Genomic DNA, 11,976 nt, shown 5'->3' on the forward strand with positions numbered 1-11,976 from the left:
ATATATAGCTTTTTAATCTATTTTTGAGAGATTATACATAAACTGATTTGAAGAAAGTAAGGGGTCTCCTGTGTGCGATTATAATAAATAGCTTCAAAATGTTCCGGTGAAGAACGAATTTCGGAAGCAATTGGCAGATAACTTATTTTCTAATAATAACATTAAAAAATCTTACTGTCTTTGTATAACTATGATGCCCAGATAACCATCAACAGTAACTTCATCCCCGTTACTTATTATATCTATAGCATCCGGAATACCTGTTACACAAGGGATCCCATACTCACGTGCAATTATCGCCCCATGTATGAGCATGCCCCCTCTACGCTCAATAATACCGGAAACAAGAGGCGCAACAAAGGTCATGTTCGGATCGATCGCATCACATACCAGAATTTCACCCGATCTTACAGCAAAAAGATCATCCTTTGTTTCTATAACTCTTGCTATGCCTGTAACAATACCTTTACTGGCTGGTTGCCCCTGGATCTGCCTTATCCTGACATTACCTGGATGACTAAGATCCCTGGTAATGACTTGTGCTTTTGGAATGTAATTTTTTTCATTTAACGCCTTTATGACATCATCATCAGTTATGTTCTGGTCAATTCCTCTTTTTGAAAGTCTGCTTTTTCCTTCCTTAATTGAATCCATATAATGTCCTTCAATTCTTCCAAGATAGATATTGTCATCATCACGGAGTTTGTAACTTGCTCGACCAATATCAAGCAACTCAGAAGCATATTTTTTTTCTTTCCTATCGAAAATAGCAAGGAAATTCTCTATTAATTCTTTTGGATCTTTCGGACTTATGATCTCATTCTCCGGATGTGAAGATAATTCCAGTATTAGTTTCATCATCTGGATTTTGTCCTCGACATAAGATGATCGACCAAAAAGTTCCATGAATTCATCAAAATGCTTTCCAAAATCCCCCTCGACATTTCTGGACTCAACATTTTTCCTCAGCGAATCATCATTTCGAAGCATTCCTGCAAGTAAGTTGAGCTTCCTGTTCCTACGCATACTTAAAAGATCCGAATTTGACAGAAGGTCCATAAACTCATAGGGATCTGAAGGTTTCATCTTTTCATTATACACATCTGCGAACAACCTCATACCATGAGCAAAAGGAATGAATTCTTTTGTGTATATTGAATCCCACTTCTCGAATGTACTTCTTCGGGAAACGATCACCTCCGCAAGTTCAATATCATTCAGGCTCTGAAGATCTACCTGCGACATTGATCCGGAATCAGAGATCATTTCCGGGATCAATATTTCCTCTATTTTAATACGCAGAGCTTTCAGGTTATCAAAGGTCCTTTTTAAAGAAATATACCAGCTCTTTTCCTTATCTTCAAGGGTTGTAATTGGCCTTGACTGCAGGAGGAATATTTCATCATCCCGAATTGTCCATTCCATATCCTGAGGAGAATCGAACACTTTTTCTGAGAGCATTGCCATCTCATAGATCCTGCTTATATCATCCTCACTTAGCGGTTCCTTATCTGAAAAAGTAGACGACAGTTCTTCGATAAAAGTTCCGCCTTCTTTTAACCTGACACTTTTTTCCCTGTCGGAAGCGACGACATGCTGGATAATTGCACCAGTTTCCCTGTCCAGTATCCACCTGTCAGGTTCAATATCACCACTAACAAGACCCTCATTAAGACCATAAACTGATTCTATGACCAGATGGCTTTCATTATTTGGATCTTTGCTAAAAACTATTCCGGACCTTTGCCCTTCAACGAGTTCCTGAACTAGGACTGCCATTGAACTTTCCTTTATGTCAAGACCTAACTCCTCACGATAAAGAATTGCAGCATCTGACCATAGAGATGCCCATACAAGCTTAACATGTTCAAGTATTGGATCAACACCCCTGACATTCACATAAGACTCATGGATGCCTGCAAAAGAAGTATTTGATGAATCTTCACCCGGTGCTGATGATCTTACAACGACCGGCACTTTTTCGTAATTCTTTTTAATTTCTGACCTGATCACATTTTCGATGTCTTCAGGAATGGATGAATTCAAAAACAGATTTTTAAGACGCAAGGATGTGTCCCACATCTCCTCCCACCTCATCTTGCCGAAATCTTTTCTGGCAATCTCAAGTAAGATCTGACCTTCAAGTCCACTGTCTTTTAAAAACTTTCTATATGCATCGGCTGTTACCGAAAAATATTTTGGAACATTGAATCCTTTTTCCCTGAGCCTTGATAAAGAATAAGCTTTCCCACCAACATTTTCTTTATCTTCCTCGCTGATACTTTCCATCGGGATGATAAGATCGCTCATTTCAACTCCATCTCCACAACATTCTGGAAACTCGTTGCAATAATGTATTTTTCAACTTCCATCATCATCAATGCAGATGTGGGGGCCTTAAGGAACTTTTCTAAATGTGGTTGTTTTGAAAGATAGAGATCAGAAAAAACAGGAACTTTATCTACTTCTTTTACAATTCCCATTGCATTAACAACAGTTGCATCCTTAAAATCCGAAACCGTATTCGACCTGTTATCCACCATAATTGATGCATAGCTTGAACCTTGTATGTTGGAATATTTTCTTGTAAACCTGGGAGTTACAAAAAGTATGTTCTTGAGGTCTTCGGTGGCAGCAAACGCTATAAGATTTGTATACGGCCTTCCTTCTTTTTCAGTAGCAAGAACTGCAAGACTCTGCCCTTTTAAGATATCTATTAAGGCCTCTTCAGGCGTATTTACAGTCATTTAACCACCAACCTACGTAAAACACTAATACAATTTTAGATTGTTTCAGTATTTATTAATTGTTAATTCTGGAATCAATCAGGCTTAGTTAATATCGGGAAATTTGCCCAGAAATCCCTGTCCCGATCAGGTTCTGATTCATTCTTTAATTCTTCCGGATATGGGAAGAACAATCTGGAATATTCTTCTTTTGAATCACTAAAACGCATAACATAAAGCTTAAGGACCTCAAGTAATGCATCGCATGCCATTCGATTATCCGCATATTTTTTAATTACCTGCTCAAGGTATTTCTCTTCAACGTCATTCAAAGAAGAAGCTACACTTAAGAGTAACTCGTTTGCAATATCCATAAATTCGTTCGAACCCGGTGATCTGGAAAAAACCTGTGGAATGAGTTTACCATATTCTGTCATGATCTTATCAGATCCTAATGAGCTTTTATTCTCCAATAACTGATCCATTTTCACAGCCAGATCACGATCATACAGGCGGAAAAGATAACGATTATACTTATGGAACCTCTCCAGCTTTTCAAATGAACCCGACTCTTTCACAGTCCGAAGATCTGAAAACACAAAAAGTTTTGTAAGGAAATGATTCCTTATAATATTGTTTCTAAGCCGATCGTCCTCTTCAAGAGGATATTCTGCATATTTCTGAACGATCTTGTCTGCAAAAAAGCCAGACCCATAATCAATTACGAACCCTTTATCAGAAGCAGCGTATATCTTGATCTTCCTTATTCCGATCGTAGGTGAACCGGATTTAAATATGAAACCATCAACATCAGGCAGATCATTCAGAAATTTGTCAGTGAAATTATCCATACTTTCTGTTATATCAGTCTCTGTTTTTGGCTGAATCAGTCTTTTCTTGCCATCTACAAGCACGATCCTTATAGTATCACGTGGAACCCCAAGTCCAATTTCTACTTCCGGGCAAACTGTGATGAAATCTACAAATGGAATTAAAGCACGAACAGTAGGGCAATTAATAACGCTTCCATTATAGCGCACAGCTTCAAACTCAAGACATTTACTTGCAACCACGCGAGGTCTTGAGTATGGATACTCGGGAATATTACAGTTTGACATTTAAACCTCCCAATCCCATCAACTCATAATAAATTATAAGTTAGAACTCATATTTAAAAAGAAAGGCAGCAAATTGCTGCCTCAATGTTTTTTATTTGCAAAATCGATCATGTAAAATGCTGATAATCCGACCAGTAGATACTCAATTCTCGCAATTATGCTGTAACCGAAGATCAAAGCTACAAGATTGAAATCCTGTGAGATTCCGACTAATCCCCAGTTCAAACCTCCAATAACTACCAGATCTATTGCTATCCAGTCCAACTGTTTCTTCTGATTTTTGATAGAAAGTACTCGTGATCAAAGCAACAATCCTGATCAAAGCAACCATTGGTAGCAACCACAATGCTATTATATTTAAGCAGTAAATTTCATTTTATATGGGTATCAAACGATCTATCTCGTGGTTTTTACTATTTATTATCATTTGTTCATGCATGGGTTGCATAGCAGAAGAAGAATATCCTGAAGAGAGCGGATCAACTTATCTTGATGAAACTGACATAGCAACTGAGGACTATACTGAGCAATATAACACAACTATCAAGAAAACTGCCATACTTGATCTTGAAAATGGATACTCACTGAAGGTTCTGGAGATCGATCGAAAAGAAGATTTTGCGGTTATCTCTTTCAGGAAGGACGGAAAACAATATTCCACAAGAACATTATCCACAGGCCAAACATATAATGTAAAGGACCCTGATGAGCAAAATATTGTTTATTCTATAAAGCTGGATAAGATATATGATAGCAGTTTTTCTATTGATCTGACCTATGAACTAAAACCTGAGATATTTCTGGAAACAGATCCTATCGACATTGAATCCGAACCCATAATAACAGTTTCACTAACTGAAGATTCCATTACACGTACTTATGAGTGGGAATACGACAACACAGAGTTCTGGATCAAGAACGAATACTACAAAGAAGATTACGACTTGTATTCCGAAAGAAGCCGAAGCAGGGACTATGACCAGTTTGCAAATGATCCATACGATGACGAACTGATCTCACAGGTAACCACACAATTGGAATACCTCGCTGATGAAGGCGGTTATGATAACGATGAGATACCATACATTGCAACCGCATTCGTCCAGTCCCTCCCTTATGTCAGTGATAGTGCTTCTGCAGGATACGATGAATACCCGAGATTCCCATTCGAGACGCTATATCACGGTGGAGGGGATTGCGAGGATTCTTCGATCCTTCTCGCATCACTTCTACACGAAATGGGATATGGAGTAGCATTGATCACATTGCCCGATCATATGGCAGTAGGTGTGCAAGGTGATGAAGGCATCTCCGGAAGCTACTATGATTACAACGGAGTCAGGTATTTCTACCTTGAAACAACTAATTCCGGCTGGGACATAGGTGTAATACCTGATGAGTATCGAGATGTAGAGGCAACAATAACTCCTATCGGATTTGGATACCCTCAGCTGCAAATTGAATTTACGGGAAGCAGCCAGAGACAAGCTGCCTACACATATGCGAGCCTGGATATTAAGGTCATGAACGTCGGTTCTGCAACTGCAAAAGACGTGATTATATACACGTACCTTGAATCGACAGATGTAGGCATGGCCTGGGACCAGGTCCAAAGTGATGAGATCGATGAAATTGAAGCAGAAGGCGGGGTAACTTATACAGTGACCAATATGAAGGTCCCTGTTGGTCAGGAATATCGTGTCGCTGTAATAGCCTGGGGTTCAAATGCTGAACAGACAATTGTTTACAGTGATTGGATCGTTTCCTGAAGGTTGATGACTTCACAATAAACTATAAGTAGAAAGGAAATTCAAATTTGTTTAATAGTATCCAAAAGTGGGGGGAATTAACAATGGCCGATAAAGAAAATAAAGTAGCTGAAAATGTACCGGGTCAATTCTATGTGGATGAAGGATGCATTGGATGTCGTTTATGCACAAATGATGCTCCGGATAACTTCAGGATGACTGAAGATGAATCGACTGCATTTGTCTTTAAGCAACCGGAAAAAGATTCCGAGACAAAGGATTGTGAAAATGCAATGGATTCATGCCCAGTAGATGCAATCGGCAATGATGGCTAACGTCTGATATATATTAAAGGCCTTTTCTTTCTTTTTTATTTATTTAGAACAAATTGCTTTGATCAATAATTTCTAAAATCAAGGGGGAAATTGAAGTTGACAATACCAATTGCCAGAACATTGATCTCGATCGGAATAATACTAATGGTCGCAGGATGTATAAATGTTTACGATGAACGATCTGATACAACTGATAGTGGATATGAGTGGCATGATCCCGGATATATGTACCCGGCACAATATGATTCGATGACAGATCCGAACATCATTACAGATTTTTCATCGAACGGAGAAATGATCTATTATACAGGTCTTAATGAAAATCGACAGGAAATACCGGTTAGTGGCGGTCCTCATTGGTTGTATGTCCATGGTGGAAGCTGTGTAAGCTGTCATGGTGTTGATGGGAAAGGGGGAGTTCCAATAATGATGGGAACTGTAATACCTTCAGATATAACCTATGAAGTCCTGACTTCCGAAGAAGAACATGAAAATGAACATGAAGAGCATCCTCCATACACTGATGAAACGATTACTATTGCCATAAGGGAAGGAAAAGATCCTTCTGGTGAAGAACTGGATTACACAATGCCCAGATGGGACCTTTCAGATGAAGACATGGAAGATCTGATCGAATATCTGAAAACGCTTTGATACAGGGATCCTTATTTTTAAGTGAAGAATTCCTGCTTTCTTTTTTCAAAAAAATACGGATATTGAAAACGGGAACCTGAATGGGACATCAGTTAATGATCTCTGATACTTTTACTTAATTTCCCATAGATGAGTAGAGGATCAAAAACGGAAAAATGTCATTCAAAGAAAGTTCCCAGGTCTTCGATATTGAGTGAGACATCGAACTCCTTGAGCTTGAAAAATTTCTTTGCCCTCATATCGTCATCTTCAAGACGAAGATCACTTTCTACAAATCCAGCCTTCTCAAGACGCTTTAAATGAAGATAGAGGACCTGCCGGGAGACATTCAGCTCTTTGGCAAGCTCATACACATACCATTCCCTTTCTGAGAGCATATAGAGAAGCTTAAGCCTCAGAGGATGTGAAATAGCCTCACCTATAGATACTATCTGCTGCATTGTTTTTCCCATAGTAAGACCGGCCAGGGTATTAAGTTGGACTTAGATCTCTTCCAGTTTCTCTTTGATCTCTTCTACAGTCTTCTTGATCTCAGCAACATCTTTCTCCATGCTCACGAGTTTCTCGTTGCTAGCTGCACCTGCAAACCCGGATTTGTTAATGAAGAAAATGACTAGACCTACGACCAATAGTATAAGGAGAACTTCCAGGAAAAAATCAAATAAACTAAATGTATTGTAATAGTGCATCATAGTTATTCATAAGATGTTTTTGTTTTCATATTAATCTTTACTAATATCCCATATAAATAAACAAAAAATGGGACTCAATCCAGTTTCTTCAATATCTTATCCAGTGATTCACGATTGCTCTCCACCTGTTCTTCAATACGGGATAAGCGTGTGTCACGATCGTCTTTGGTATTGCACGACCCATTGTTGAAAATGCACGACCTGTTGTTTAAAAATGAAGAAATTAACCAGATAAGAGCTATCAGTATAAGCAAGCTAAATATCATAGAAAAACCTCCTAAACCTCCAAATACCCCATAATCACCATACATTCCATAGCCCATCATATTATCACCTTCCTGCTAAGATCAGACTCTTCATAGAGGTAAGTGGATGATCCCTGCCACAGTGGGGAGTGGGGGGTACAATTCAAAAATAAATGGCAGGAAATCCACATAATTCATTAATCAGTAACGATACATTCTGCTATATCCCATTCCGGGACCATGGCCCATACCATAGCCAGCACCGTACATCATACCATAGCCACGTCCTGTGTTCGAATAGTCGTATGACTGAGTTGTAGTGTCCAGAACGTCACCAGTGAATGCATCAATGTAGCTACGCATTACAACACCATCATCGTTCATGTAATACACAACCCACCATCTGCCCATCTGGTAGATGTTCTCCTCTTTCACATCGGCATCGATCTGCTCCTGAGCTATGCCTAATGCATCTTCAATGCTTTCAACTGTCAGTTCATAATTACCGGAATAGGTATTTGCCATGTTATATCCGGAATAGCCCGAATAGCCTGAGCCATATGCAGGGCATCCACCCCATCCAGATCCCGGACCTGAACCATAAGCAGCCTGGACAGTATCAGTTTGCATCGTCAGTGCGATCATTCCTGCACCGGCAAGAAATATAGCACCTACCAAAAGCATGTTTGTTATTTTTCTCATTTTGTTCACATCCTTTGTTCATTTCAAACTATGTAACCATAGTTTGTATATGTAGCCTATATGTTACACATGTATTCGTTGCTATTTAAGGATTGTGCCCTAAACATTCAAAACCATAATGCAAGAATTATATTTTTGAAGAATATCGGCATCAAGCAAAGGTATTTGGTGAAAAAATATATTAAAGAAAGAGAGATGCTACCATCTTTGTTGATGGTAGCAGTCAGGTAGCTTAAATTAAGATAAGATCATGCCGTTATGGCGATCTTATCCTTCCTTCCGGGTACTCTCAGCCCGATACCAACCACAATGTAGTATCCAACATAGGTCAGCACTTCGATAAGCGATGGGTTTCCGTTGTATCCGAGCAGAGACTTCATGATAGAACCAAAGGTTCCTTTCTCATCGATGACGTGATTGATATCCCAGACATGTTCTACAATGATCGGAACTACGCCTGCTTCCTGAAGTTCGTGCACACCATGTGCTGCCAGTCCCGCTGCAAAGAGGATCAGGAAGATGCTGGTGATCTTGAAGAAGTTGTTCAGGTCAGTGTGTGAAGAGTATTTGAACACCAGGTATGCGACCACAATGGATACAGAAAGACCTGCAATTCCTCCGTAGAGCACAGCATTGGTTTCCGTGTTCATTGCTGCTGCACCCAGGAAAAGTACGGTCTCAATACATTCCCTCAGGACAGAGAGGAATGCCAGTGCAAAGAGTCCGTAGGCTTTCTTCCCTTCGACCTGCTCCTTTATCGTTGATGAGATATTGTTATTCTCACGTGCCATCCAGATGATCATGGATGTCAGGATAACTGCTGCTACCAGCATCACAATTCCTTCAAAGAGCTCCTCGTTACGTCCTTCAAATTGTATCGCAAGAAGGTTGAAGACAACTGCAGCGATCAGGCTTCCAACTATAGCAAGTCCTGTACCACTATAGACGTACCTGTTCAGTTCCGTTGTCTTGTCTGCACAAGATACGCGAGGATGATCCCCACGATCAGAAAGGCTTCAAGCCCTTCCCTGAATGTTATCATAAAGCTTGAGAACATATTTAATCATTCCCATTATTATTTGGTATGCCTAACAATCGTAGGGGTGGTATATAATTGTTGTTATTGCGACAATCGTTGCAACATAGAATTCCGGTAGGAATGAATCAATATTGCTTAAAATGAAACCTTGAACATTAAATGTGACAGAACAAAATAGTTAAAAATGGATGGCATTTTCCATATGTAGCCATCCAGTAAAGTAAAAATTATACCCCTTCCTCTTCAATATTGTAAGGAGGAGATTGGATATCATCATATCCTTGTCATTCATTTGCTCTTTGAATCAGTCGATTCACCAGCTTTCGTTAAGATGGAATTATTCGTTTTTATACTGTCAACTTTTCTCCCCACATTCATCACAATCCAGACGAGAAACTTTCATGGATTCAGCCCTGATACGACCTTCTTCAAGTGCTGTCTGTGCACGATATACCCAATGAGATATAACAAGCACAATAACAGTAATGAATAGGATTGCCAAAGTCGCTATTATAAGCTCTTCTGAAAACAATACCATTAACTCACAACCGTTGGAAATTTAATCCTCTTGCAGAATTCTGTGCTTTCACACGCTTAAATCCACTTATCGAAGAATCCGAGCACAGTGTTCTTTATTTGTTCGAATATTCCGTCATCAGTCGCGATACCAGGCCTTTCTGTGTTCATCTTGTTATCGACATCAATTTCTGAATCGGACCTGTTCATTTTTTCAGATTTCAAGTATTCATGCTCATCCGCCTGAGGCGTCATAATTGATTTCCTTATTTCCTCAAGATCTTCCAGAGATTCTGCATTTTCAGTCTCTTCTTTTGCATTATCGAGAACTTCAATTTGCTCATCGATTAGTTCAGCAGTTATATTTTTATTTTCAATCTCATCGAGATTCGCTTTTTTATTTTCAAGAACTTCAATCTGCTCATCGATGAATTCGAACAGTTCATTTTGAATATATTCGAACATTTCTTCTTCAGTCTCAAATTCCGGCATTTCTTGAAGCACTTTGTCATTGTCATCGATATCCATTCCAGAATCGGATCTATTCATCTTTCCAAATTTCAAGTTCACATTGTCTTCTGCAGCAAGTGCAGCCGATGGCAGAATGCTTAACACCATCAACATGACTGCAAGACAGGAAAGCAATTTTAGTACTTTTTTTGTCATATTATCAACTCCTTGAGTACCAGTATATCGCTGGTAGCTTACAATTACGACATTGACAGGGTTAAATATAAGCATACTTTCTTTATTTAGCATATAAAATAGGTCTAAAGTTAAAAAGAAGCATTTTAATATTAATTATAACTTAAATTTCTATTTATTCTATTTTAAATAAGAATTAAATACTCATCAATGCTTTAAATATAAGCAACAAATATTTCTTCAAATTGAAACTTGATTTTATAATGTTAAAATTAGTGAAGTTACTCGATAAAAACAGAATTAATTTCAAGTAAATTACAAATAAAACAATATTTAAATCTTAAAACGATTTTAAAAGAATAAATGCTATTAATCTTAATTTTAAAACAATAATAAAGCATTATAAAGAAAAAAATTAAAGATCACATGTATATATACAAAATAGATCATACTATTTTTTCATTCATGTAAAGTATACATATATATTTAGGCCAACATCAAGTAGCTGATAACAAGTGATACAAAGCTCAGTCATTCAATCAATAAACATATATCAATTGTAAGAAAATCAGTGTATCCGCAAGTTATCGACAAAACATCCAGCATAAGGAGATCTAAAAGAATATGAAAAAAACAGCATATTTAGCATTAATTGCACTCTTTATACTCACACTTTTCATATCAGGATGTGTCGACCAGAAAACTACAGATCATCAGGAAAAAAATATTACTCCCTGGAACAGTCTCAAAGATTCGCCTCTGAAATTATTAGGGCTTAATGATAGGTTTGGATTCCACCATGACAATAACAATTTGTCTCCCAAAAACGAAACTGATCCTCTGAGAAAGAACCCGGAAATCTTTATAGAGGACATGATCACCAGATCAGAAATTACAGCTATTCAAATTGAAGATGAAATTAATAGACTGGAAGCAAATGGCAAAGACGTTGAAAAGCTTAGAGGTCTCCTTGGAAGTTATGATCAAGCCATCAAAAGAGCAAGAGAGAACCAAAGACTGGCATATGAGACGGAGCCGGTAACGCAAGTCAATAAGAGGTACTACCTTACTCAGTCTTTGCAGGAATTAAATGAAGCAAACAGGATATTAAAAGAAATATTTGAAGAAGTGAAGCTCATAAACCCTGGTTCTGTAACACTTGACCTGACAGAGAATATTTCTGCTAATGGAAACGGTACAGCGACCCTTGACGGTAACCTTACTATTGGCTTATACGCTGAAGAGGCAATGGTAGCTATATCCGATTTCAAAGGTGACATGGAAATAGATATCGATGCTGATCACGAAAGTTCAGCTGTCCTTCACGAAGAAAAAAATGTGTCCCTGTATAGAAAATATAATGGATATGCAGACATATCCGGTTCCAACCTGGCTGTTATGATAAAAGGAAGTAATATATCATTCAATGCAACCGGTCAGGGAGAAGTTATAATGTCTGGAAATGGTACATACACCATTAGCAAGATGGATGGCCAGACTGAACAGGGTCAATGGATGACCACTTTAGATAAAATATAATTGCAACAGCTGTTAAC

The 11,976-nt window shown here is 38.4% G+C and carries 13 protein-coding genes and 1 pseudogene; 4 read left to right on the forward strand and 10 right to left on the reverse strand.

Translation table 11 applies throughout. The features are described from left to right. Window positions 1-171: 171 nt before the first annotated feature. The 4 genes from J7W08_RS04410 to J7W08_RS04425 form a co-directional block, all read right to left on the reverse strand. Window positions 172-2,310 (reverse strand): PEP/pyruvate-binding domain-containing protein, encoded by a 2,139-nt coding sequence (locus J7W08_RS04410; RefSeq protein WP_233085425.1) that lies wholly within the window; start codon window positions 2,308-2,310, stop codon window positions 172-174. Next, window positions 2,307-2,747 (reverse strand): pyridoxamine 5'-phosphate oxidase family protein, encoded by a 441-nt coding sequence (locus J7W08_RS04415; protein ID WP_233085426.1) that lies wholly within the window; start codon window positions 2,745-2,747, stop codon window positions 2,307-2,309. The genes J7W08_RS04410 and J7W08_RS04415 overlap by 4 nt, the downstream gene beginning before the upstream one ends. Window positions 2,748-2,821: 74 nt before the next feature. Next, the gene (locus J7W08_RS04420) at window positions 2,822-3,844 is read right to left on the reverse strand and encodes a YbgA family protein (protein ID WP_233085427.1); all 1,023 of its coding nucleotides are present in this window, start codon (window positions 3,842-3,844) and stop codon (window positions 2,822-2,824) included. Between the two features lie 81 nt (window positions 3,845-3,925). Then, a complete protein-coding gene (locus tag J7W08_RS04425; protein WP_233085428.1) occupies window positions 3,926-4,108 on the reverse strand; it encodes a DUF378 domain-containing protein in 183 nt (60 codons plus the stop codon). Window positions 4,109-4,281: 173 nt separating this feature from the next. Here J7W08_RS04425 and J7W08_RS04430 point away from each other — a divergent pair, with 173 nt between their 5' ends. The 3 genes from J7W08_RS04430 to J7W08_RS04440 all read left to right on the forward strand — a co-directional run bounded on the left by J7W08_RS04430 (window position 4,282) and on the right by J7W08_RS04440 (window position 6,581). Continuing rightward, window positions 4,282-5,613, forward strand: coding sequence for a transglutaminase-like domain-containing protein (locus tag J7W08_RS04430; RefSeq protein ID WP_233085429.1), 1,332 nt, complete (start codon window positions 4,282-4,284; stop codon window positions 5,611-5,613). A gap of 83 nt (window positions 5,614-5,696) precedes the next feature. Continuing rightward, window positions 5,697-5,927 (forward strand): ferredoxin, encoded by a 231-nt coding sequence (locus J7W08_RS04435; protein WP_233085430.1) that lies wholly within the window; start codon window positions 5,697-5,699, stop codon window positions 5,925-5,927. 96 nt (window positions 5,928-6,023) lie between these two features. Then, window positions 6,024-6,581, forward strand: a complete 558-nt coding sequence (locus tag J7W08_RS04440; protein WP_233085431.1) for a c-type cytochrome — start codon at window positions 6,024-6,026, stop codon at window positions 6,579-6,581. Window positions 6,582-6,739: 158 nt separating this feature from the next. Here the strand turns inward: J7W08_RS04440 and J7W08_RS04445 are convergent, their stop codons facing one another. From J7W08_RS04445 to J7W08_RS04470, 6 genes and pseudogenes are all read right to left on the reverse strand, one after another. Then, window positions 6,740-7,033, reverse strand: a complete 294-nt coding sequence (locus J7W08_RS04445; RefSeq protein WP_048192996.1) for an ArsR/SmtB family transcription factor — start codon at window positions 7,031-7,033, stop codon at window positions 6,740-6,742. A 30-nt stretch (window positions 7,034-7,063) separates the two neighbouring features. Further along, a complete protein-coding gene (locus J7W08_RS04450) occupies window positions 7,064-7,273 on the reverse strand; it encodes a hypothetical protein (protein ID WP_233085432.1) in 210 nt (69 codons plus the stop codon). Between the two features lie 446 nt (window positions 7,274-7,719). After that, the gene (locus J7W08_RS04455) at window positions 7,720-8,220 is read right to left on the reverse strand and encodes a PepSY domain-containing protein (RefSeq protein ID WP_233085433.1); all 501 of its coding nucleotides are present in this window, start codon (window positions 8,218-8,220) and stop codon (window positions 7,720-7,722) included. Between the two features lie 248 nt (window positions 8,221-8,468). Then, window positions 8,469-9,277 (reverse strand): annotated as a pseudogene (locus tag J7W08_RS04460) (FTR1 family iron permease). A 337-nt stretch (window positions 9,278-9,614) separates the two neighbouring features. After that, window positions 9,615-9,797: a hypothetical protein gene (locus J7W08_RS04465; protein ID WP_233085434.1), complete on the reverse strand. Its 183-nt coding sequence runs from the start codon at window positions 9,795-9,797 to the stop codon at window positions 9,615-9,617. 56 nt (window positions 9,798-9,853) lie between these two features. Beyond that, the gene (locus tag J7W08_RS04470) at window positions 9,854-10,441 is read right to left on the reverse strand and encodes a hypothetical protein (protein ID WP_233085435.1); all 588 of its coding nucleotides are present in this window, start codon (window positions 10,439-10,441) and stop codon (window positions 9,854-9,856) included. 603 nt (window positions 10,442-11,044) lie between these two features. Here J7W08_RS04470 and J7W08_RS04475 point away from each other — a divergent pair. Then, the gene (locus J7W08_RS04475) at window positions 11,045-11,959 is read left to right on the forward strand and encodes a hypothetical protein (RefSeq protein WP_233085436.1); all 915 of its coding nucleotides are present in this window, start codon (window positions 11,045-11,047) and stop codon (window positions 11,957-11,959) included. Window positions 11,960-11,976: the final 17 nt, after the last annotated feature.

The sequence above is a fragment of the Methanococcoides orientis genome (assembly GCF_021184045.1).
GTDB lineage: Archaea > Halobacteriota > Methanosarcinia > Methanosarcinales > Methanosarcinaceae > Methanococcoides > Methanococcoides orientis.